The sequence below is a fragment of the Ferrimonas gelatinilytica genome (genome assembly GCF_039544205.1).
Taxonomy (GTDB): Bacteria; Pseudomonadota; Gammaproteobacteria; order Enterobacterales; family Shewanellaceae; genus Ferrimonas; species Ferrimonas gelatinilytica.
On record NZ_BAABLF010000008.1, the window covers coordinates 205031 to 225978 of the forward strand.

Annotated in this window: 21 protein-coding genes; 16 read left to right on the forward strand and 5 right to left on the reverse strand. The window is 64.2% G+C overall.

Annotation, left to right across the window (positions count from 1 at the left end):
* Window positions 1–2: 2 nt before the first annotated feature.
* Genes hyaA through hypD form a run of 12 tightly spaced genes read left to right on the forward strand, consistent with a single transcriptional unit; the run spans window position 3 to window position 12051 of the window.
* Window positions 3–1127 carry a nickel-dependent hydrogenase small subunit gene (gene hyaA / locus ABD997_RS08215; protein ID WP_425557061.1) on the forward strand — a complete coding sequence of 375 codons (1125 nt, stop codon included), beginning with the start codon at window positions 3–5 and terminating at the stop codon, window positions 1125–1127.
* Entirely contained in the window at window positions 1124–2827 is a 1704-nt protein-coding gene (locus tag ABD997_RS08220; RefSeq protein WP_345316533.1) for a nickel-dependent hydrogenase large subunit, read from the forward strand. The genes hyaA and ABD997_RS08220 overlap by 4 nt, the downstream gene beginning before the upstream one ends.
* A gap of 10 nt (window positions 2828–2837) precedes the next feature.
* Window positions 2838–3506: a Ni/Fe-hydrogenase, b-type cytochrome subunit gene (gene cybH, locus ABD997_RS08225; protein ID WP_345316534.1), complete on the forward strand. Its 669-nt coding sequence runs from the start codon at window positions 2838–2840 to the stop codon at window positions 3504–3506.
* A gap of 54 nt (window positions 3507–3560) precedes the next feature.
* A complete protein-coding gene (locus tag ABD997_RS08230) occupies window positions 3561–4121 on the forward strand; it encodes a HyaD/HybD family hydrogenase maturation endopeptidase (protein WP_345316535.1) in 561 nt (186 codons plus the stop codon).
* Window positions 4105–5781: a hypothetical protein gene (locus ABD997_RS08235; protein ID WP_345316536.1), complete on the forward strand. Its 1677-nt coding sequence runs from the start codon at window positions 4105–4107 to the stop codon at window positions 5779–5781. Before ABD997_RS08230 ends, ABD997_RS08235 begins: the two co-directional genes overlap by 17 nt.
* Before the next feature lie 13 nt (window positions 5782–5794).
* Complete coding sequence (locus ABD997_RS08240; RefSeq protein ID WP_345316537.1) at window positions 5795–6037, forward strand: HypC/HybG/HupF family hydrogenase formation chaperone; 243 nt, start codon at window positions 5795–5797, stop codon at window positions 6035–6037.
* 1 nt (window position 6038) lies between these two features.
* Complete coding sequence (gene hypF / locus ABD997_RS08245; protein ID WP_345316538.1) at window positions 6039–8360, forward strand: carbamoyltransferase HypF; 2322 nt, start codon at window positions 6039–6041, stop codon at window positions 8358–8360.
* The gene (locus tag ABD997_RS08250; RefSeq protein ID WP_345316539.1) at window positions 8357–9319 is read left to right on the forward strand and encodes a hypothetical protein; all 963 of its coding nucleotides are present in this window, start codon (window positions 8357–8359) and stop codon (window positions 9317–9319) included. Before hypF ends, ABD997_RS08250 begins: the two co-directional genes overlap by 4 nt.
* The gene (hypA, locus tag ABD997_RS08255) at window positions 9312–9647 is read left to right on the forward strand and encodes a hydrogenase maturation nickel metallochaperone HypA (RefSeq protein ID WP_345316540.1); all 336 of its coding nucleotides are present in this window, start codon (window positions 9312–9314) and stop codon (window positions 9645–9647) included. The genes ABD997_RS08250 and hypA overlap by 8 nt, the downstream gene beginning before the upstream one ends.
* A complete protein-coding gene (gene hypB / locus ABD997_RS08260) occupies window positions 9648–10673 on the forward strand; it encodes a hydrogenase nickel incorporation protein HypB (protein WP_345316541.1) in 1026 nt (341 codons plus the stop codon).
* Window positions 10664–10942 (forward strand): HypC/HybG/HupF family hydrogenase formation chaperone, encoded by a 279-nt coding sequence (hypC, locus tag ABD997_RS08265; protein ID WP_345316542.1) that lies wholly within the window; start codon window positions 10664–10666, stop codon window positions 10940–10942. The genes hypB and hypC overlap by 10 nt, the downstream gene beginning before the upstream one ends.
* Entirely contained in the window at window positions 10939–12051 is a 1113-nt protein-coding gene (hypD, locus tag ABD997_RS08270; protein WP_345316543.1) for a hydrogenase formation protein HypD, read from the forward strand. Before hypC ends, hypD begins: the two co-directional genes overlap by 4 nt.
* Before the next feature lie 71 nt (window positions 12052–12122).
* Here hypD and thiI read toward each other — a convergent pair whose 3' ends face one another.
* Window positions 12123–13577: a tRNA uracil 4-sulfurtransferase ThiI gene (gene thiI, locus ABD997_RS08275; RefSeq protein ID WP_345316544.1), complete on the reverse strand. Its 1455-nt coding sequence runs from the start codon at window positions 13575–13577 to the stop codon at window positions 12123–12125.
* 266 nt (window positions 13578–13843) lie between these two features.
* Here thiI and xseB point away from each other — a divergent pair, with 266 nt between their 5' ends.
* The 3 genes from xseB to dxs are packed head-to-tail and all read left to right on the forward strand — an operon-like array spanning window position 13844 to window position 16863.
* Window positions 13844–14083, forward strand: coding sequence for an exodeoxyribonuclease VII small subunit (gene xseB, locus ABD997_RS08280; RefSeq protein ID WP_345316545.1), 240 nt, complete (start codon window positions 13844–13846; stop codon window positions 14081–14083).
* Window positions 14084–14085: 2 nt separating this feature from the next.
* Window positions 14086–14973 carry a (2E,6E)-farnesyl diphosphate synthase gene (gene ispA / locus ABD997_RS08285; RefSeq protein ID WP_345316546.1) on the forward strand — a complete coding sequence of 296 codons (888 nt, stop codon included), beginning with the start codon at window positions 14086–14088 and terminating at the stop codon, window positions 14971–14973.
* A gap of 24 nt (window positions 14974–14997) precedes the next feature.
* Window positions 14998–16863 carry a 1-deoxy-D-xylulose-5-phosphate synthase gene (gene dxs, locus ABD997_RS08290; RefSeq protein ID WP_345316547.1) on the forward strand — a complete coding sequence of 622 codons (1866 nt, stop codon included), beginning with the start codon at window positions 14998–15000 and terminating at the stop codon, window positions 16861–16863.
* Here dxs and ABD997_RS08295 read toward each other — a convergent pair.
* Both ABD997_RS08295 and ABD997_RS08300 read right to left on the reverse strand, forming a co-directional pair.
* Complete coding sequence (locus ABD997_RS08295; RefSeq protein WP_345316548.1) at window positions 16850–17275, reverse strand: DUF952 domain-containing protein; 426 nt, start codon at window positions 17273–17275, stop codon at window positions 16850–16852. The genes dxs and ABD997_RS08295 overlap by 14 nt on opposite strands.
* A gap of 48 nt (window positions 17276–17323) precedes the next feature.
* Window positions 17324–17938, reverse strand: a complete 615-nt coding sequence (locus ABD997_RS08300; RefSeq protein WP_345316549.1) for a transglycosylase SLT domain-containing protein — start codon at window positions 17936–17938, stop codon at window positions 17324–17326.
* Window positions 17939–18225: 287 nt separating this feature from the next.
* Between ABD997_RS08300 and ABD997_RS08305 the strand changes: the two genes are divergently transcribed.
* Window positions 18226–18846, forward strand: coding sequence for a LysE family translocator (locus tag ABD997_RS08305; RefSeq protein ID WP_345316550.1), 621 nt, complete (start codon window positions 18226–18228; stop codon window positions 18844–18846).
* A 75-nt stretch (window positions 18847–18921) separates the two neighbouring features.
* On the opposite strand, the gene ABD997_RS08310 is transcribed toward ABD997_RS08305, so the two are convergent.
* Window positions 18922–19347 (reverse strand): hypothetical protein, encoded by a 426-nt coding sequence (locus ABD997_RS08310; protein WP_345316551.1) that lies wholly within the window; start codon window positions 19345–19347, stop codon window positions 18922–18924.
* Window positions 19344–20903 (reverse strand): glutamate--cysteine ligase, encoded by a 1560-nt coding sequence (gene gshA, locus ABD997_RS08315; protein ID WP_345316552.1) that lies wholly within the window; start codon window positions 20901–20903, stop codon window positions 19344–19346. The genes ABD997_RS08310 and gshA overlap by 4 nt, the downstream gene beginning before the upstream one ends.
* Window positions 20904–20948 lie beyond the last annotated feature (45 nt).

The following is a 20948-nucleotide window of genomic DNA, read 5'->3' on the forward strand; positions in this document are numbered from 1 at the left end:
TGATGGCACGCTGCGAGGCCCGCCTGGCACAACTGGCGGCCCAGGCGCCGATAAAAACCACCCCGCTGGCAGAGAAACTGGAGGCCGAGGGGATAAGCCGACGGGACTTCATGAAGTGGTCCGCGCTGACCACCACCGCCCTGGCCCTGCCCCTGCAGTTTGCCCCCATGGTGGCCAAGGCCGCGGAAGTGGCGGACCGAGTCCCGCTGATCTGGCTTCACATGGCCGAATGTACCGGCTGTTCAGAATCCCTGATCCGCTGCGACACCCCCACCATCGACACCCTGCTGTTTGACCATATCTCCCTGGAGTACCACGAGACCCTGATGGCGGCCGCCGGCTGGCAGGCGGAGGAGAACCTGGAGCACGCTTTGGAGGCCTACAAGGGTCAGTATCTGCTGGCGGTCGAAGGGGCGATCCCCACCGCCAACGGCGGCCACTACCTCACCGTGGGCTGCAAGGGGCACACCGGCATGGAGATCATCCATGAAACCGCCGCCAACGCCGCCGCCATCGTCTCCGTCGGCACCTGTGCCGCCTTCGGTGGCGTCCAGGCTGCCGCGCCCAATCCCACCGACGCCCGGCCCGTGGACAGGGTGATCAGCCAGCCCGTGGTCAACCTCGGCGGCTGCCCGCCCAGCGAGAAGAACATCGTCGGTACCCTGATGTACTTCATCATGTTCGGCAAGCTGCCGCCGCTGGACATGTTCAACCGGCCCAAGTGGGCCTATGGCGCCCGGGTCCATGACAACTGTGAACGGCGCGGCCGCTTCGACGCCGGGGAGTTCGTCGAGACCTTCGGTGACGAGGGTGCCAAAGAGGGCTACTGCCTCTACAAAATGGGCTGTAAAGGGCCCTACACCTACAACAACTGTCCCACCGAACGCTTCAACCACCACGTCAGTTGGCCGGTTCTGGCCGGGCATGGCTGCATCGGCTGCTCCGAACCCAACTTCTGGGACACCATGGCGGACTTCGAAACGTCCCTGGGCCGTCGCGAACTGCACAGCCTGGATAAGACCGCCGACTTCATCGGAGGTGCCATCCTCGGGGCCACGGTCGTCGGGATCGGCGCCCATGCGGTCGCCAGCATCTTCGCCAAGGACAACAAGGAGGAGCAAGAATGAGCAAACGTGTCGTAGTTGACCCCATCACCCGTATCGAGGGCCACCTGCGGGTGGAAGTGGAGGTCGACGAGAATAACGTCATCACCAAAGCCTGGTCCTCCTCTACGCTGTGGCGGGGCATCGAAGTGATTATGAAAGGCCGCACCCCGATGGATGCCGGCCTGCTGACCCAGCGGATCTGCGGGGTCTGTACCTACTCACACTACCGCGCCGGTACCGAGGCGGTGGAGAATGCCCTGGGGATGACCATCCCGGTCAATGCCCAGTACCTGCGCAGCCTGATGCAGTCCTCACTCTACATGCACGACCACATGGTGCACTTCTACCACCTGCACGCCCTGGACTGGGTGGACGTGGTGTCGGCACTCTCCGCTGACCCGGCCGCCGCCGCAGCAGAGGCGATGCGCTGGACCGACAAGCCCGTGGCCGCCGGTGAAGGGGAGCTGCGGGCGGTTCAGGAGCGCGTTGCCAAACTGGTGGCCAGCGGCAAGCTGGGCCCCTTTGCCAACGCCTACTGGGGCAACGGCACCTACCAGCTGAGCCCGGAGCAGAACCTGATCGCGGTCTCCCACTACCTGAAGGCACTGGAGGTACAACGGGTCGCCGCAGAGATGCTGGCGATCTTCGGTGGCAAGCAGCCCCATCCCCAGTCCCTGGTGGTCGGCGGCGTGACCTCGGTGCGCGACATGCTCAGCCCTGCCCGACTGCAGGAGTGGAAAAGCAAGCATGCCCAGGTTCACGACTTCATCCTGCGGGCCTACCTGCCGGACGTGTTGATGGCGGCGGCAGCCTACAAGGCGGAACCCTCCGTTCTCGGTGGGGCCGGGGTGAAAAACTTCCTGGCCTGCAAGGACTTCGCCATCGGCAACGGCCAGTACCTGTTCCAGGGCGGTGTGATCATGAACGGCGATCTGGCCTCGGTCAGCGACATCGACCCGGCCATGATCAAAGAGGATGTCACCCACGCCTGGTACCAGGATGGTCCGGCCCTGCACCCCTACGAGGGTGTCACCGAGCCCAACTACACTGGCTTCACCAAGCGGGAGACCGTCTACGGCGAGCTGCCAACGGTGGATGGCGACGGCAAGTACTCCTGGGTTAAGTCGCCCCGCTACAACGGTGAGCCGGTTGAAGTGGGGCCCCTGGCCTGCCTGCTGGTGAACTACGCCCGCGGCAACGACAAGGTGGTGAACGCGGTCAACGGGCTGCTCAGCCTGACCGGCCTGCCGGTGGAAGCGCTGTTCACCACTCTGGGTCGCACCGCTGCACGACTGGTGCAGACGCAACTGGTGTGCGACGCCGCACTGGAGACCTTCGACGCTCTGGTCAACAACATCGCGGTGGACCAGGAAACCTACCGCCAGCCGGTGATGGACCCGTCGCAGGAGTACATCGGCCACTCGATGATCGAAGCCCCACGGGGCATGCTGAGCCACTGGGTGCGCATCGCCGGCGGCAAGGTGGCGAACTACCAGGCCGTCGTCCCCACCACCTGGAACTCCGGCCCCGTCGATGCCAACGGCAAAGTCGGCCCCTACGAGGCCTCACTCATCGGCTTAAAGCTGGAAGATCCCACCAAACCCCTGGAAGTGATCCGGGTGATCCACTCCTTCGATCCCTGCATGGCCTGTGCGGTCCATGTAATGGATTACAAGGGGGTGGATCTCGGTCAGTTCCAGGTGGGGACCTCAGCGGCCTAAGGAGGGCGTGATGACAACCAAGACCCTGTACACCCGGGATTACGTGTTCAGCCCGGCGATCCGGATCATGCACTGGCTGCGCGCGCTCTCCATCGTGCTTCTGGTGGCGACCGGTTTCTACATCGCCTGGCCCTTCCTCACCCCCTACGGCGGAACCGACAACCTGCAGCAGGGGTGGGTCCGGATGGTGCATCTCATCGCCGGCTTTATGCTGGTGGCGATCACCCTGGCACGGGCTTACCTCTACTTCTTCAGCCGCAGTAACATCGAGCGCCGCTCCTTCCGGGACGTGATGAGTGCCAAAAGCTGGGTGGTGCAGCTCAAGTCCTATCTCTGGATGGGTCAGCTGCACAAGGCGGGGGCCTACGGCCCTCTCCAGTTCGTGACCTACCTGGCGGTGACCCTGGTGATCCTGTTCATGTGCCTCTCCGGCCTGACCCTGCACGCCAACGTCTACCACGAGGGTCTTGGGGGGATGCTCTACCCCTTTGCCGAGTGGTTCACCGGCCTAATGGGGGGGCTGGCGGCGGTTCGTGAGTGGCACCACATCATGACCTGGGTGTTCATCATCTTCCTGGTGATCCACGTCTATATGGCGGTGTGGAGCGGCATCCGCTTCAAACAGAACTCCGTGGACGCGATCGTCTCCGGGTACGACGTGCACAAGACCAAGCACTGATCAGCCCCGATGAGCCCGCGGTCTGACAGCGGGCTCTTTTTCCTGGATACCGCAATGACGCAAAAATTTCTGGTTTTGGGCATAGGTAACGTCCTGTTCGCCGACGAAGGGATCGGCGTCCACCTGACCCACTACCTGCAACAAAAATACCGGTTCGAGGGGCCACACCGGCTCGACTTCGTCGACGGTGGCACCCTGGCCCATGCCCTCATTCCGATGATCGCCCAGTACGATCAGCTGCTGGTGATCGACACCGTCCACTCCACCCAGGGCGCCGCCGGCAGTGTCTACCTGTTCGATTTCGACCAGGTGCCACACCACATCGACTTCCAGGGCAGCGCCCACGAAGTGGAGATGCTGCAGACCCTCAACATGATGGAGATGGTGGGCGACCGCCCTCCCACCCACATCCTTGGCGTTATCCCCGAGGTCCTCGAAGCGATGAGTTTCGAGCTGTCCGAATCGATCCAACGCGCGGTCCCCCTGATGGAGCAAGCGTTCTGCGACCACCTGACCGCCCGGGGTTTCACCCTGACCCAGAAGGCCAACCCCGACATCGTTGCACTGGCGCGCCAGTCCTGTGACCAGGAGACCCGCTATGAAGCTGCGGTTTGAGTTTCACACTGCCCGGCCCGTTCCTCTCTATGGCCGTCTCTGTAACCAGTTTCTGCGCCATCCCGAGGTTCAGGCCATCGGCCAGGATGTGGATGGCTACTTTATCGAAGCCGAGGGGGAGCAGGACACGCTCTCGGCCCTGGCGGATCTCATCGGCCGCGTTTTCCCGCTCTCCTGCTGGCTCACCGATACCCGGATTGAGCCCATCGAGCAGCTCCGCGGTGATGCCGTCGAACTCAAGGGGGTAAAGCCCTCACTGCCCTACTGTCAGCACTGCCTGGATGACCCCCTGAGTCACTGCCGGCACTGCGGTGCGCAGCCCGTGGGCGACGACGCCACGGCAGCACGACTGGCGCAACTGTTCGAGACCTTCACCGAGCAAGGCGAAGTGAAGTACCGTGCCGGTGACAACACCCTCACCCTGGTTCGGCTGGATCACCTGGGCGCCGCTGACGACGCCCTGCTGTTTTGTGACCCCGAGGCCCTGAACCACAGCCTGCACATCAACAACATCGGGATCCAGCAGCTGGGCAGCATCGAAAAGCCCCGGCTGCTGATGATGCCCCGGGCCGACTTCCGCCAGCGCTACGCCCTGCCCCGGGCCCGTTACCGCGTTCAGCAGAGCGCCGACCGCGTCACCCTGGCCCTGGCCAATCGCCTGGCCCAGAGCGGGATCCCCGCCGTGGGGATCCGCCAGAGCCACCCGCCCCTCTGCCTGACCCAGTTCGGTGACACCCCGGTGCCCCTAACCCTGAGCCAGGCCCCCAGCGCCATCGCCACCCACGAGCCACCGCGCCATCGCGCCTCCCTGCTGGGGCTCACCGCCCACTGGGACGACGGCCGGGTGCGCTTCCAGGCGAGCGACATCCTGGCCGAGCCGGATCCGGACTGGGCCGCTGCCTGTGCCCTTGAAGGGGTGCGCCAACAGGACCGGACGCCCAAGCGCAGCGCTGTGCTCTACCTAAGCCGACGCCACCGCAGTGGCCTGCTCTACAAGGACAACGAGGGCGAGTACCAGTGGCTGGTGCGCCTGCCGGATGCCAACGAGGCGCCCCTAAGCCCCAGCGCCATGCTGGAGGCGATCCGCAGCAGTGCCAACGGCGAGCGCCTGCTGACCCGCTACCAAGAGGTGGACCCGGAGCACTTGGCCGCCCTGGCGGCACTGCCCCAGACACCGCTGTCCGGCAGCTTCCAAAGCGTGCTGGCCCTGGCGGCCTGGTTCAGCGGCCAGTCCAGCGAGACAGACCCCGCCGTCGCTGGCGAAGCCTTCCTCTGCCAGGCCCTGCGCTTCGGCGGGCAGGCGGCGCCGCGCATCGACTACGGGGTGAAACGGGAAGCGGGTACCCTGGTGGTGCAGTGGCAGCGTGCCCTCCAAGCCTGCCTCTCCTACCGCTTGGCGGATCCGGATCAGAAGGCGGGGGTCGCCTTTGGGGTGATCGACTCCTTCTGTGATTTCGTCTGCAACTGGGTTGAGCAGTTGGACATGAACATCGGCCTGGATGAGCTGATCCTGGCCGGTGACGAGTTTGACAACCCGGTGCTGCTGGAGCGGCTGCGGCTGCGGCTGGGCAAGAACATCGCCCTGCGCCTGCCCACGGATTTTGGGCCCGGCCCCCTGGTGACCGGCGCGTTGTTTGTCCCCCAGGCCCTGGCCGGTTAACGAGGAGCTATCCATGTGTTTCTCCATCCCCTCCAAGATCACGGCACTCAATCCAGAAGGCCAGCTGGCCACGGTGGACACCCTGGGCCGGGAGCGCCACGTCAGCGTGCACCTGATCGGGGAGCCCCTAGCGATCGGTGACTACCTGCTGATCCAGTCCGGCTTCGCCATGGAGAAGATCAGCGAAGAGCGGGCCCTGGACAGCCTGGCGCTGTACCGGGAGATCGTCGACAAAATGACCAACGGGGAGATCTGAGATGGACGGTTACAACGGCATCGCCATCCGGGTCCGCGGCCAGGTACAGGGGGTGGGCTTCCGCCCCTTCATCTGGCAGCTGGCCCGGGAGGCCGAACTCTGTGGTGAAGTGTTCAACGACAGCGAAGGGGTGCTTATCCGCCTGGCTCAGCCTGTGGATGCCGACGCCTTCGTACGCCGGATGCGCGAGCAGCTGCCGCCGCTGGCGCGGCTGGACGAGGTGATCCTGAGCCCCTGCCAGCTGGCAGTGAGCCCGGAGGCGTTTGCCATCACCCCCTCGGTAGGGGGCAGCGCCAACACCCGGATCGCCCCGGACACCGCCACCTGTGCCGAGTGCCAACGGGAGATGACGGATCCTAAGGACCGCCGTCATCGCTACCCTTTTACCAACTGCACTCACTGCGGCCCGCGATTCACCATCATCCGCCAGGTGCCCTACGACCGCCCCTTCACCTCCATGGCGCCCTTCCCACTATGCCCTCGCTGCCAGGCGGAGTACGACAACCCCGCCGATCGCCGTTTCCATGCCCAGCCCAACGCCTGTCCCACCTGCGGCCCCCAGCTGCGCCTGACCGGCCCCCAGGGGTCTGAACTGGCCCGGGAGGACGACGCCTTGCAACAGGCGGTATCGGCGCTGCAGGCCGGGGAGATCGTCGCCCTCAAGGCGCTGGGGGGATACCACCTGGCGGTGGACGCCACCAATGACGCCGCCGTCATGCGGCTGCGGGAGCGTAAACGCCGCCCCTCCAAGCCCTTCGCACTGATGGCCCTAGACCTGACGATGGCCCGGACCCTGGCCCATATCAGCCCCGCCGAGGCAGAGCAGCTGCAAAGCGCCGCCGCGCCCATCGTGCTGCTGGCTCCCAAGCCTGAGGGGGAGATCGCCCCCTCGGTGGCCCCGGGCATGGCACGGCTTGGCCTGATGCTGGCCAGCAACCCCTTGCAACATCGGCTGATGGCGCTGGCCGCACGCCCACTGGTGATGACCTCCGGCAACGCCAGCGGGCGTCCGCCCTGCATCGACGATGCCGTGGCCCTGGAAGAGCTCGGCCCCATCGCCGACAAGCTGCTGCTGCACAACCGCGCCATCGTCAATCGTGCCGACGACAGCATCCTGATGGTGGAATCCGGCGTGCCCCAGCTGCTGCGCCGGGCCCGGGGCTTTGTCCCCACCCCGATCCCGCTGCCGCCGGGGTTCGAGGCCGCCGACGGGGTGCTCGCCCACGGCCCGGACCTGAAAAACACCTTCTGCCTGCTGCGGCGGGGGGAGGCCCTGCTCTCCCCCCACCTGGGGGACCTGGCGGATCCGGATCTGTTCAGCGCCTATCGCCACAACCTGGATCACTTCGCCAGCCTGTTTGATTTCACCCCGGCGCTGCGCGCCTGTGACAGCCACCCGGGTTACCTCAGCCACCAGCTGGCCGAGCAGCTCGCCAGGGAGAGTGGCACCCCGCTGATGCCGGTGGATCACCACCACGCTCACCTGGCCGCCTGCCTGGCAGATAATGGCCAGCCCCTGGATAGCGCCCCGGTACTGGGGCTGCTGCTGGATGGCCTGGGCTGGGGCGGCACGGACACCGAACACCGCCTCTGGGGCGGCGAGATCCTGCTGGCGAACTACCGCCATTGCCACTACCTGGAGGGGCTGCCTGCGGTGGCGCTGCCCGGCGGAGATCTGGCGGCCAAGGCCCCGTGGCGCAACCTGGTGGCGCACCTGGATGCCGCCTGTCCAGACTGGGAGGGGCGCACCATCCCGGCCCTGGCAAGGCTCAGGCAGCAACCCCTGGATCTGCTGCGCCAGGGGATTGCCGCCGGACTCAACTCCCCCAAAGCCTCCAGCGCCGGCCGTCTGTTCGACGCCGCGGCCGCCCTGCTGACCGGGGTGTTCGAGCTGCAATATTTCGAGGGGGAGGCGGCCATGACCCTGGAAGCCCTGGCCTGGCAGGCGGTCGCGCGCCCCGATGCGCCGCTGCCGATGCTCAGTCGACCAGCGCTGAGTCTTAACCCCCTCTGGCAGACCCTGCTCGATGGACTCGAACAGGGAGCCACACCGGCCGAGCTTGCACTGCGCTTCCACCAGGAGCTGGCGGCGGGCCTGGTGGGCCGCCTGGTGCATCATGCCCAGGCGCATGGTATCGAGCGAGTCGCCCTCTCCGGCGGTGTGCTGCAAAACCGTTTGCTGCAGCGGCTGCTGCTTCAGGGGCTCAGGGCGCACCAGCTGCTCCCCCTGACCCACGCTCAAGTTCCTGCCAACGACGGCGGCCTGGCCCTGGGCCAGGCGGTGATCGCCTGGGCCCGACATCTAGAGGGGCACAACCCATGACCCCGGCGAGCGCGACCCTGCAGCTGATCCGACAGTCGGACGGGCTCAAGGTCGAGCCAACCTTGACCCTGCCCCCGGTTCCGCTGCTGCTTAACGGCCTCGCCCCCGAGGGGGTGCTGGAGCGATTGGGACTCATCTATCGCCAGTGTGGCGAGGCCCAGCGCTGGGCGGCACTCTCCCTGATTGAGCCGCAGCGGGGCCTGTGCCCGGATGCGGCAACCGAGGCTGCGCGGGACCAGGCCCTGGCCCTGGAGTGGGCCACCGAACACAGCTGGCAGTTGTGGCGCATCGCCCATGAGCTGCTGCCACCGTCACCCTCGCGCCTGGCCCTGCTGACCCGCTGGCGCCAAACGCTGGCGCAACACCGGGCGGCTCTGCCCTCACGGCGCTACCAGCCCGGTGCCGCGGTAGCGCCGGTGGCCCTCTCCCCCCTGGATGACTGGCGCGGGGAGTGGGAACGTGAAGTGATGGCGCCGATCCAGACGGCGGTCGCCGAGCGCGGCTGGGACACCCGATTTTACACTCCGGCAGATCTGATCCAGCGTTGGGAAAGTGGCCCCGCACGACGCCTGGGGATGCAGGCGCCTACCCTGGCGGATCGTCTCGAGGCACTCTGGATAGAGCTTTGGCAAGCGGTCGACGCCCTGGGCCAGCCCGGCGCCCTGACCGCCGTTCTCAAGCCTCAGGCCGGCGAGCGCCCCGCCGCCCGCGGCACGCTGAGGCACCTGTGCCGCTGGCAAGAGGAACGGGCCTACGAGTACCAGATCCGGATCCCCACCGAGGGCACCCTGGCCGCCATCGCCGCCAGCCTGCCACAACTGCCACCGCCCCCACCCTCCGAGTGGTCACAGTGGCGCCAAGGTGTGGCAATCTGGGTCCTGGCCCATGCGCCCTGCCTCGAGGTGCAGATCCTGGAAACCGGAACCGAGATACCGAGTGGGGAGCACCACCATGCATGAGATGTCCCTGGCGGAGGGGATCCTGCAGATTGTTGAATCGCAGGCCGCCCCCAGCCCCAAGGTCCACAGTGTCACCCTGAGCGTGGGGGAGCTGGCGGGCGTGGAGCTGACCTCCCTTAAGTTCTGTTTTGACGTGGTAACGCGCGATACCTTGGCCGAAGGCGCGTTGCTTGAGATTGAATCGGTGCCCGGCAGCGCCTTCTGCTTTGACTGCCTGGCCCAGGTCCCCCTCAGCCGCCGGGGTGAGCCCTGCCCCAAATGCGGGGGCTACCAGCTGACGGTGGTGGGAGGTGACCAGATGAAAGTGAAATCCTTGGAGATCGAATAGATGTGTACCGTATGCGGCTGTGCCGAAGGCAATACCCGGGTGGAAGGTCAGGCTCACGAGCATGAACATGAGCATGACCATGAGCACCACCATCATGACCACCCCCATTCCCACTCCGACGCTCCGGCGGCGACCGTGGTGCACCATCACTACCATTTCAAGCACAAGGGTGACGTGCATATCCACTACCACGTCTCCGGTGCCCACGCCCATGATCACGGCCATCACCATGACCATGACCACTCACACACTCATGAGCACGGTCACGAGCACAGTCATGGCGAGCGCTTTGCTCCGGAACAGCAAGGAGAGGACCTGCACTACGGTCAGGGCCCGGCCCACGCCCATGCCCCCGGGATGAGCCAGCACAAGATGGTGCAGATCGAGCAGGATATCCTGGGCAAGAATAACCATATCGCCGAGCACAACCGGGCCCACTTCCAGGCGGACCAACAACTGGTGCTGAACCTGGTCTCCAGCCCGGGCTCCGGTAAAACTACCCTGCTGACCGAAACCGTCCGCCGCCTGGCCGGACAGAAGCCGGTGGCGGTGATCGAGGGCGACCAGCAGACCGCCAACGACGCCGACCGCATCCGCGCCACCGGGGTCCCCGCCATCCAGATCAACACCGGCAAGGGCTGCCACCTGGATGCTGCCATGGTGGACACCGCCTACCATCGTCTTGGGCTGGACCAAGGCGGCGTGCTCTTTATCGAGAACGTCGGTAACCTGGTCTGCCCCGCCAGCTTTGACCTGGGCGAAGCGCACAAGGTCGCCATCCTGTCGGTCACCGAGGGGGAGGACAAGCCGCTCAAGTACCCGGATATGTTCGCCGCCGCGGATCTGGTGCTGATCAATAAGACCGATCTGCTGCCGCACCTGGATTTTGACCTGCCCCGTTGCATCGAGTCGGCTCGCCAGGTGAACCCCAATATCGAGGTGATCTGCCTCTCCGCCACCACCGGCGAGGGGATGGAGCGCTGGCTGACTTGGATAGAGCAAAAAGGAGCGGCGTTATGTGCCTAGGGGTTCCCGCCCGCATCGAGGCGATTGTCGATGCCGAACAGCAGCTGGTCACCGTCGCATTAAGCGGCGTCGAGCGTAACGTAAACGCCAGCTGCATCTGGCCCGAGTCCCCCGAGACGCTGCTGGGTCAGTGGGCACTCATTCACGTCGGTTTTGCCATGGCGCTACTGTCGGAGTCCGAGGCCGAGCAAACCCTGTCGGCACTGGCCGCCATGGGGGCCGAGGAGCACGAGATGGCGGATTTCTCCGGTCTGGGAGGCGCACAATGAAGTTCATCGACGAGTTTCGCGACCCTCAGGCGGTCAAGACCCTGATCACCCAGATCGGCACCGCCCTCAAGGGGGTGGACCCTTCCCGCCAGCCCCTGCAGATCATGGAGGTGTGCGGTGGCCACACCCACGCCATCTTCCGCTTTGGCCTGGACAAGCTGCTGCCAGAGGGGATCGAGTTTGTCCACGGTCCCGGTTGCCCGGTGTGCGTGCTGCCCCGGGGGCGGATCGACGACGCGGTTACTCTCGCCAGGCAGCCCGGTACCCTGCTGTGCAGCTACGGTGACGCGGTGCGGGTACCCGGCGATCTCGGCTCCCTGCTGGACGCCAAAGCCGCCGGGGCCGACGTGCGCATCGTCTACTCCCCCCTGGATGCCCTCGCCCTGGCCAAGCAGAACCCGGACAAGCAGGTGGTCTTCTTCGCCATCGGCTTCGAAACCACCGCACCGGCCACCGCCCTGACCCTGCGGCAGGCACGCCAGCAGGGGGTCGAGAACTTTTCCGTCCTCTGTCACCACATCACCATCGGCCCGCCGCTCAGGGCGATCCTCGACGATCCCGGGGTGCGCTTGGATGGCCTGGTGGCCCCGGGGCACGTCTCCATGGTGGTGGGCCAATCGCCCTACCAGTTCATCGTGGAGGAGTACCGCAAGCCGGTGGTGATCGCCGGCTTCGAACCCATCGACTTCCTCACCGCCCTGCTGGGGGTCGTGCGCCAGATTGCGGACGGGCGGGCAGAGGTGGAGAACGCTTACAAGCGGGCGGTGCAAAGCGCCGGTAACGCCGTCGCGCTGCGGGCGATGGCGGAGGTGTTCACCCTGGCTCCCAAAAGTGACTGGCGAGGTCTGGGAGCGATCGACCAGTCCGGATTGATGCTCTCCGACGCCTTTGCCGAGTTTGACGCCGAGCGCCGCTTCGGTCTCAAACCCACCCAGGTGGCGGAGCCCGAGGGCTGTGGCTGTGCCCAGGTGCTGCGGGGGCAGCTTCGCCCCGCGGACTGCCCCCTGTTCGGAAAAGCCTGCACCCCGTCGGCGCCGGTCGGAGCCCTGATGGTTTCCAGTGAGGGGGCCTGCGCCGCCTACTACCAGTACCGCAGCCCACAAGACTGAGCGAGCCCATCCCTGACCAACACAAAAAACGGCACCCCGAGGGGTGCCGTTTTCTATCTTAAGAGATCGCCTTAGGGGCGGTAGACCTTGACGTTGCTGTGCCCCTGCTCCTGCAGATAGAGCGCCTGCAGCTTGCTCATGACACCACGGTCACAGTAGAGCAGGTAGGTCTTGTCCTTCGGCAGGGAGGAAAACTGGCTGGCCAGCTTGAAGAACGGCAGGGTCACTACGTCGTTCTGGGCCAACTCCAGCGGACTGGCTTCCTCCTCCTCCGGAGCCCGGATATCCAGTACCACCTCACCCTTGCCGGGCTCGGATACGGTTTCCATCTCCACGGTTTCGGTCTTGCCTACGTTGGCCAGTTCCCGGATGTCGATGTACTGAGTCTGTTCCACCACGCGCGCCACCAAGTCGTCAGAAAATTTCGCTTCTTCCGCTTCGATCTTAGCCAAAACCGCCTTCACTGTCGGCTTTTGCGAGATCACGCCGCAGTACTCCGGCATCACTTCGGCGAAGGGGGCTGTGCCGATCTCCCTCGCCACATCGATGATCTCCTGCTTATCCCAGGTGATCAGCGGGCGCAGCACCACCTTGTCGGTGGCCCGATCGATCACATTGAGGTTGGTGAGGGTCTGGGAGGAGACCTGCCCCATCGCCTCGCCGGTGACCAGTGCTGGAATGGCGAAGCGATCCGCCAGCGCGCAGGCCACTTTCATCATCATCCGCTTGAGCACCACGCCCATCTGGCCCTTGTCGATCTTCTCCAGGATCTCCTCGACCACCGGCTCAAAGGGGACCGACAGGAAGCGCACCTTATGGGAGTTGCCGTAGCGGTTCCAGAGGTAGTAGGCCACCTCCTTCACGCCGCGCTCATGCTCGGCGCCACCGAGATTGAAGAAGCAGTAGTGGGTGCGGGCGCCACGCTTAATGGTCTGGAAGGTGGAAACGCCGGAGTCGAACCCGCCGGAGATGAGGCTGAGCACATCCTCCTGGGTGGCGATGGGAAAACCGCCAAGGCCGGCATGGCGCTCAGCCACCAGGTAGGCCAGGTCATCTTCGATCTGGATCTGGATGGTAACGTCGGGGTTCTTCAGCTGCACCCCTTTGGCCTCTGTGTTCTGGTTCAGGCCGCCACCAACGTAGCGCTCCACGTCCAGCGAGCTGAACTCATGTTTGCCGGAACGCTTAACTCGGACACAGAAGGTTTTGCCCGCCAGTTGGTCGCGGTAGAGCGGCAGTGTGGCCTGGTAGATATCGTCGATGCTCTCGAAGCGTTGCTGGCTCACCTCCAGGAAGTGGGCGATGCCGGGAATGCAGGAGAGCCGTTCCACCATGGCATCGCGCAGGGCCGGGTCCACCTGGCGACAGTTCACCACGATATGGTCCCAGTTAAACTTTACCTTGGCGTTCTCATCCACTTTACGCAGCACGTTGCGGATGTTGGACACCAACAGCTTGGAGAAACGGATCCGCACCGGTTTGGATTTGATCATCACTTCCGGGTGCAGTTTGACGATAAATTTCATGATCTGCCTGTCACTGCCAGTAAGAGGCGCGGGAGTATACCCCAGCACCGGCACCCGGGCGAGTCCAGAAGCCGGGTTATGTGGTTCAGCCCCGAGCATAGATCCCCCCCCGCGCAGGCGCAACGAAGGGCCGCAACCTAACCTCGGGCAACCGCCCGGAGGAAGTCGGGGTGGCTTAGCAAAAATGGCTAAAGAGGAGGCGCCCAGATTGAATCTGGCGGGGCAACACAGTACCTTTGGCCCCCTAGTCGGACGGGAGCAGCATTGTGGCGAAAAAACCGGAAAACCTCAGTTTCGAAGAGGCTCTGCAGGAGCTGGAAGGGATCGTGACCCAACTCGAGCAGGGCGACGTGCCCCTGGAGCAGGCCCTGAAGCAGTTTGAGCGTGGCATCGGCCTGGTTCGGGCCAGCCAGAGCAAGCTCGACCACGCCGAGCAGCAGGTGCAGATCCTCTCCCAAAACGGCAGCGCCGACGCGACTCTGGCGCCCTTCCCCACCGAGGAGTAAATATGCAACCGGAGGCCCTTGGCCACTACCAGGCTCGGATCAACCGCTACCTGGGCGAGATCTTTGATCGCCTGCCGGAGGTGGAGCCGCGCCTGCTTGAAGCGATGCGCTATGGCACCCTGCTGGGCGGCAAGCGGGCTCGCCCCTACCTGGTGTACGCCACCGGCACCATGCTCGGTGCCGATGAAGCCAGCCTGGATCCCCTGGCGGCGGCGGTGGAGTGCATCCACGCCTACTCACTGATCCACGACGATCTGCCGGCGATGGACGATGACCACCTGCGCCGGGGTCAGCCGACGGTACACATCGCCTTCGACGAGGCCACCGCGATCCTGGCCGGTGATGCCCTGCAGACCCTGGCATTCGAACTGCTGTGCGACTCTCCCCTGCCCGATACGGTGGCGCCGAACCGCCTGTCGATGATCCGCCTGCTGGCCCGCGCCTCCGGTTACCAGGGGATGTGCGGCGGCCAAGCGATCGATCTCGCCAGCACCGCCCGGCGGGTTCCGCTGGATGCCCTCAAGCGGCTGCACAACCTCAAGACCGGCGCCCTGATCCGCGCCAGCGTCGAGCTGGGCTGCCTGGCGGTTCCGCAACTTCCCGAACCGCACGCCGAAGCACTGCGCACTTATGCCGACTGCATCGGCCTGGCCTTCCAGGTCCAGGACGATATTCTCGACGTGACCGGCGATACCGAGCAGTTGGGCAAGCCCCAGGGCTCCGATTTGGCGGCGGACAAAAGCACCTTCCCGGCCCTGTTGGGGTTGGACGGTGCCCGTGACACAGCGCAGAGTCTCTATCAGGACGCACTGACAGCACTGGCCCAGTTGCCGTACAATAGCCAACCATTGGAAGGCTTTGCCCGATATATCGTCGAGCGAAACCGATAGAATAACCACAAAGCGAACCATTCGATGAGCCAGGCCCTGTCTGATTTTCCGCTGTTGTCCCAGGCGTTGTTGCCGGAACAGCTGCGCCAGCTGCCCCAAGAGCGGCTCTCCTCTCTGGCGGACGAAGTGCGCCAGTTCCTGCTGCACTCGGTGAGCCGTTCCTCCGGTCACCTGGCCTCTGGCCTGGGTACCGTCGAGCTGACCCTTGCCCTGCACTACGTCTACAACACCCCTTTTGACCGGCTGATCTGGGATGTGGGTCACCAGGCTTACCCCCATAAGATCCTGACCGGTCGTGCCGAACAACTGCACACCATTCGTCAGAAAGATGGCCTGCACCCGTTCCCCTGGCGCGAAGAGAGCGAGTACGACACCTTCAGTGTCGGCCACTCCAGCACCTCCATCAGTGCGGCCCTCGGTATGGCCATTGCCGCCGATAAAGAGGGTGACGGACGCCGGGTGGTCGCGGTGATCGGCGATGGCGCCCTCACCGGCGGCATGGCGTTCGAGGCCCTCAACCACGCCGGGGATATCCACAAGGATATGCTGGTGATCATCAACGACAACGAGATGTCGATCTCGGAGAACGTCGGTGCCCTGAACAACCACATGGCCCGCATCCTCTCCGGCAGCCTCTACACCTCTATCCGCGAGAGCGGCAAGAAGGTGCTGGGTGCCATGCCGCCGATCAAGGAGTTGGCCCGCCGGGCGGAGGAGCACCTTAAGGGGATGGTGGTCCCGGGGACGCTTTTCGAGGAGCTGGGCTTTAACTACATCGGCCCCATCGATGGCCATGACGTCAACGGCCTGGTGGATACGCTGCGCAACATGCGCAACCTCAAGGGCCCGCAGATCCTCCACGTCATGACGAAGAAAGGTAAAGGCTACCAGCCGGCGGAGGAGGACCCCATCGGCTACCATGGCGTGCCCAAGTTCAACCCTGAAGAGTGGAAACTGCCCAAGTCCGCGCCGGGCAAGCCCACCTTCTCCAAGGTGTTTGGTGACTGGCTGTGCGACATGGCGGAGCAGGATCCCAAGCTGATGGCGGTCACCCCGGCGATGCGCGAGGGCTCCGGCATGGTGGAGTTCTCCCAGCGCTTCCCCGGCCAATACTATGATGCCGCCATCGCCGAGCAGCACGCGGTCACCCTGGCGGCCGGCTTTGCCTGCGAGGGGCTCAACCCCGTGGTGGCGATCTACTCCACCTTCCTGCAGCGGGCCTACGACCAGGTGATCCATGATGTCGCCATCATGAACTTGCCGGTGCTCTTTGCCATCGATCGTGGCGGCCTGGTAGGGGCTGACGGACAGACCCACCAGGGGGCGTTCGATCTCTCCTTCCTCCGTACCGTGCCGAACCTGACCATCATGGCACCCGCAGACGAGAACGAGTGCCGGCAGATGCTCTACACCGGCCATCGGCATACCGGCCCGGCAGCGGTGCGCTACCCCCGGGGCAACGGCATGGGGATCCCGCTGCAAAGCGAAATGACCGCCCTGGCCATCGGCAAGGCGGAGATCCGCCGCCAGGGTAAGGGGATCGCCATCCTGAGTTTCGGCACCCTGCTGCCCTACGCTTTAGAAGCCGCCGAGCAGCTGGACGCCACCGTGGTCAACATGCGCTTCGTGAAGCCTTTGGATCACGAGATGGTCAAAGCGATGGCCGAGAGTCACGATCACCTGATCACCCTGGAGGAGAACGCGATCCAGGGCGGTGCAGGCAGTGCAGTGTTGGAGTCACTGGCTCAGCAGGGGCTGTGCAAGCCGTTGCTGCAACTGGGCTTGCCAGATCGCTTCATCGAGCAGGGCAGCCAGGAGCAGATGCACGCAGTGCTGGAGCTGGACGGTCCGGGCATTATCAAGCGGGCCAGAGCCTTTACCGGCGCCTGACGCCACCGCAAAAGACAACGCCTCCCACCGGGAGGCGTTGCTGTTTTCGGGACAGCGGCAGAGCTTCCCCCAGACGGTACCCAAGTGCCGGTGACTCCCCTGAGGGTTCGAGTCGCCGCACCGCCACCACCCAGGCCCGTTGCAGTTGCGGCACCGATAAAATGGGCTGACGCCAGGGCTTTGCCTCTGTGGGGGCCAGCCAGGACAGGTTCGCCTGCTGTTCGGTCAGATCCAGCAGCAACGCCAGCGGCCGCTCTTTGGGGCTGAAGTAACGCGCCGCCACCGTCTCGACATCCTCGGGGGTATTGAGGTGGATCCAGCCCGCCCTCTGATCACTGCCGCAGCGGGGAACGAGGCCGGTTCTCAGGGCCTCCTGCCAGTCCGCCTGACTCACCACGCGATAGAGTTGCATCCGGCTCTCCTTATCCAATCTGTTAAACCCGCCTTTCCCGGGGAAGCGTCAACCGAAAAACAGCCGCGAGAACCAGCCGCGCTCCAGATCCTCCTTGCACTGGCGATACTGGCCCGCATAGCGCTTGGCCCGGGTATCCACCCGCTTGGAGACCTGGATCAGCCAGGCTTTGCGGTTGTAGGTTTTGCGCTGATACCCCCCCCACCCCTCGTGGTAATTGAGGTACTGGTTATAGGCATCCCACTTGGACACGCCGTTGACCTGCTGGGTCTTGTAGATAAACCAGCCCATGAAGTCGTGGGCATCGGCAAAATTGCTGCGCCGAGCTCGACGGCGCTTGGTTTCCCGCACGTAATCCTCCCAGGTCAGGGTTTTGGCCTGGGCGTAACCATAAGCACTGGAAGCCCGTCCCACGGGGATAAACCCCAACCAGTACTGCATCGGAGGGCGGGCATTATGTTTGAAGCCGCTCTCCTGGTACATCATCGCCATGGGCACATGGACCGGCACCCCCCACTTCTGTTCGGTGTTCTTCGCTGCCTTGTACCAGCTGCGGTTCTCTTTAAAGATATTGCACAGGTTCTCGGGATCTTCCGGGGGGGCGGTGGCGCAGCCCGCCAGCAACAGGGCGCACGCCAAAAATAGGGTCTTAAACAGAGTCATCGCGCGGATATTCTTAGTTTTTCGGAATAATGAAAAAAGTTTGCCTGTTCAGGGAACTTAATGGAAGGCGATGGACTCCTAACAGTGAACCCATTCATCGGTTTGTTCATCATTTTCCTCCTTGTTGGGGGTTCTGGCGCCAGTCAGGACCCCATTTTTTTGTCCTGCTTCCTACCGGCAACTCTGCGCCACGGGCCAATCGACGGTTTTGTCGGGCGCCCCCCTTTACAGCACCCTGAGCCACTGGTTAAATGGCCGCCCTTTTGACCAAACAACGAAGTTCATCGATGTCTACCGAGCTGTATCTGGTCTACCTGACGACCGTTATCGTACTGCTGGCCGCCCCCGGCCCGATGACCCTGATGACCCTTTCCACCAGCGTCCGTTACGGACAGCGCCGGGCCCTCTATACGGTACTGGGTTCCAACGTCGCCGGCCTTATCCTCATGGTGCTCTCCGCCACCGGGATCGGCGCCCTTATATCCGGCCACCCGTTGCTCTACGAGGCGCTTCGCTTCGGTGGTGCCGCCTACCTCATCTGGCTCGGGATCGGTGCCTGGCGTGCCCGCGGCGACACCATCAACCAGGCCAGTAACGAGCCATCCAGCGGCGACCGGCGCAAACTGTTCCGCAAGACCCTAATGGTGGGGTTGGCCAACCCCAAGGGCCTGGTGTTCTTCGCCGCCCTCTTTCCCCAATTCCTGCGTCCGGACCAGGATCTCAACACCCAGCTGCTGATCCTCTGCCTGACCTTTACCCTGGTGGACTTCGTGATTCTCAACCTGGTGGCCATGGGAGGCTGTCAGCTGGCTCACAAGCTCTCCGCCCCCAGCGCCCAGCGCCGCTTTAACCGCGCCTGTGCCATCGTCTTCTTCACCCTCGGTGCCTCTATGGCCCTGTCTGGTTAGAGTTGTCAGATTAGCGACGAAAAAAGGCAATAAAAAAACCGACGCAAATGCGTCGGTTTTTTTATTGCCGCGGGTTCAGCGCGGGTTAGCCGGCATGGAGCAATCGCTCTGTACCTGTTTCCACACCTTTGGCTGCCAGTAGCGCTCCGCTTCTTCGCGATGCTCCGGCGCCAGCTCCGCCACCAGGTGGTAACGTTGACCGGCAACCACTTCGAGGGTCATCTCGCGGTAACTGCGCTTGGCATTGGGCACCGCCAGTCGCGGGTCATCGATGAACTCCGTCAGGCGCAGCCGGTAGCTGCCGGGCAGCAGCCGGTAGCTGGCCTTGGAGACCACATCCTTATCATCAATGCGGGTTACCGCCACCTTGTACAGATTGTTGCGGCCCTCGGGCTGCTGGAACACCGCCACTTCACCGCAGTCGATCCGCTTATCGGCACCACCGGCGGCGCAGCCGCCCAGCAGAGTCAGAGCCAACAGGCTGTACAAGGTGTTTTTCATGCGCCCTCCTGGCGTCGAAAGTAATCCGCAAGATAGTCATCGAAACTGCCCACACTGTGCTGTTCCAGCTCCGCCTGGGCAGACAGGGACTCGGCACAACGCTGCTGCATCTGCGCCTCATCCAGCAGCCGGTAGGGCTGCTGGGCAAACCACTCCCGATGCTGAGCGGCAAGATCACAGGCCCAGCGGCCGTGCCCCTTGGCGCGGCTCTCTGCCAGAACCCGGGCGGAGAGGGTCTGTTCCGGATCCGTGACCGCACCTTGCCACTGGGCCAGGGCATCCTGATAGCGGTGATCGCCATGGGCGGCATCCAATACCGGCGCCAACGCCTGCCAGCGCTGGAACAGTTCGCCAAGCCAATCCGACAGCGCCACCTCGTTGCCGTTGCGGGACAGCGCCTTGCCGGGACGTCGCCCGTCCAGGATCACCGCCTGGAAGTTGGCCTTGTTCTCCGCCACGTCCTGGCTGGCAAAAGCAGGGCTATCGGTAAGCAGGCCGTCGAGCAGGAAGAGATCCAGCAGCAGGATCTGGTCCCGGCTGATCCCCATGGGGGCAAAGGGGTTCACATCCAGTGCGCGTACCTCGATGTACTCCACACCACCGCGCTCCAGTGCCTGGCTTGGGGTCTCTCCGCTGTGGGCAGTGCGCTTGGGGCGGATCGGCGCGTAAAGCTCGTTCTCGATCTGCAGCACATTGGCATTGAGCTGGCGGTACTCGCCATCGTGCCGCACGCCGATGCCGGCATACGCCTCGGAAGGCAGCCGGATCGCCCGTTTAACGTCCCGGACATACTCCTCCAGCGAGTTCAGACTCACGGAGAGGGCATCCTGGGCCTGGTTGGTGTAGCCCAGGTCACTCATCCGCAGGGAGGTAGCGTAGGGCAGGAAGAGGGTCCCGCCGGCCTGCTCAAAGGGCAGGTTCGACGCCTTGTCCCCCAGGAAGGAGCGGCACAGCGACGGCGAAGCCCCAAACAGGTACGCCAGCACCCAGGTGTGACGGTGGAAATGGCGCAGCAGGCCGAAGTAGCGCTCTGAGCGCGCGGCATCATCCGGCTGGCCCAGTCCCAGTGCCTCCCAGAGGGGATCGGAAACCGAAAAGTTGAAGTGTACCCCGGCAATCGCCTGCATCTTGGCGCCGTAACGGTGCGACAGGCCGATACGGTAGGTGGTCTTCATCCGGCCGATATGGGAGTGGCCATACTGGGCGATCGGGATATGTTGATCGCTGTCCAGGAAACAGGGCATCGACAGCGGCCAGAAGCGCTGGTCATCGATGTTGGCCAGGACAAAGCGATGCACATCGCCCAGGTGGGCCAGCAGCTGATCCGGATCCTGGTAGACCGGGGTGATCAGCTCCATCAGTGATTCGCTGAAGTCCGTCGTAATCCAGGGATGCGTCAGCGCCGCGCCCAGGGCTTTGGGATGGGGATCCTGCGCCAGTTGGCACTGCGCATCCACACGCAAGGTTTCCCGCTCGATACCGCGATTCAAGGCCCGTAGTGCCGGCCGCCACTGCGGTTGGGCCAGGCGGTCAATAACCTGATTGTAAGCGCTCAAGGTGGCTCTCTTGTTAGTAACACAACGGGCGGCACTTCGCGCCGC

Excerpts from the sequence above, each read along its gene's own strand:
- hyaA (WP_425557061.1), top strand. The coding sequence starts at position 3 with ATGGCACGCTGCGAGGCCCGCCTGGCACAACTGGCGGCCCAGGCGCCG.
- ABD997_RS08220 (WP_345316533.1), top strand. The coding sequence starts at position 1,124 with ATGAGCAAACGTGTCGTAGTTGACCCCATCACCCGTATCGAGGGCCAC.
- cybH (WP_345316534.1), top strand. The coding sequence starts at position 2,838 with ATGACAACCAAGACCCTGTACACCCGGGATTACGTGTTCAGCCCGGCG.
- ABD997_RS08230 (WP_345316535.1), top strand. The coding sequence starts at position 3,561 with ATGACGCAAAAATTTCTGGTTTTGGGCATAGGTAACGTCCTGTTCGCC.
- ABD997_RS08235 (WP_345316536.1), top strand. The coding sequence starts at position 4,105 with ATGAAGCTGCGGTTTGAGTTTCACACTGCCCGGCCCGTTCCTCTCTAT.
- ABD997_RS08240 (WP_345316537.1), top strand. The coding sequence starts at position 5,795 with ATGTGTTTCTCCATCCCCTCCAAGATCACGGCACTCAATCCAGAAGGC.
- hypF (WP_345316538.1), top strand. The coding sequence starts at position 6,039 with ATGGACGGTTACAACGGCATCGCCATCCGGGTCCGCGGCCAGGTACAG.
- ABD997_RS08250 (WP_345316539.1), top strand. The coding sequence starts at position 8,357 with ATGACCCCGGCGAGCGCGACCCTGCAGCTGATCCGACAGTCGGACGGG.
- hypA (WP_345316540.1), top strand. The coding sequence starts at position 9,312 with ATGCATGAGATGTCCCTGGCGGAGGGGATCCTGCAGATTGTTGAATCG.
- hypB (WP_345316541.1), top strand. The coding sequence starts at position 9,648 with ATGTGTACCGTATGCGGCTGTGCCGAAGGCAATACCCGGGTGGAAGGT.
- hypC (WP_345316542.1), top strand. The coding sequence starts at position 10,664 with ATGTGCCTAGGGGTTCCCGCCCGCATCGAGGCGATTGTCGATGCCGAA.
- hypD (WP_345316543.1), top strand. The coding sequence starts at position 10,939 with ATGAAGTTCATCGACGAGTTTCGCGACCCTCAGGCGGTCAAGACCCTG.
- thiI (WP_345316544.1), bottom strand. The coding sequence starts at position 13,577 with ATGAAATTTATCGTCAAACTGCACCCGGAAGTGATGATCAAATCCAAA.
- ispA (WP_345316546.1), top strand. The coding sequence starts at position 14,086 with ATGCAACCGGAGGCCCTTGGCCACTACCAGGCTCGGATCAACCGCTAC.
- dxs (WP_345316547.1), top strand. The coding sequence starts at position 14,998 with ATGAGCCAGGCCCTGTCTGATTTTCCGCTGTTGTCCCAGGCGTTGTTG.
- ABD997_RS08295 (WP_345316548.1), bottom strand. The coding sequence starts at position 17,275 with ATGCAACTCTATCGCGTGGTGAGTCAGGCGGACTGGCAGGAGGCCCTG.
- ABD997_RS08300 (WP_345316549.1), bottom strand. The coding sequence starts at position 17,938 with ATGACTCTGTTTAAGACCCTATTTTTGGCGTGCGCCCTGTTGCTGGCG.
- ABD997_RS08305 (WP_345316550.1), top strand. The coding sequence starts at position 18,226 with ATGTCTACCGAGCTGTATCTGGTCTACCTGACGACCGTTATCGTACTG.
- ABD997_RS08310 (WP_345316551.1), bottom strand. The coding sequence starts at position 19,347 with ATGAAAAACACCTTGTACAGCCTGTTGGCTCTGACTCTGCTGGGCGGC.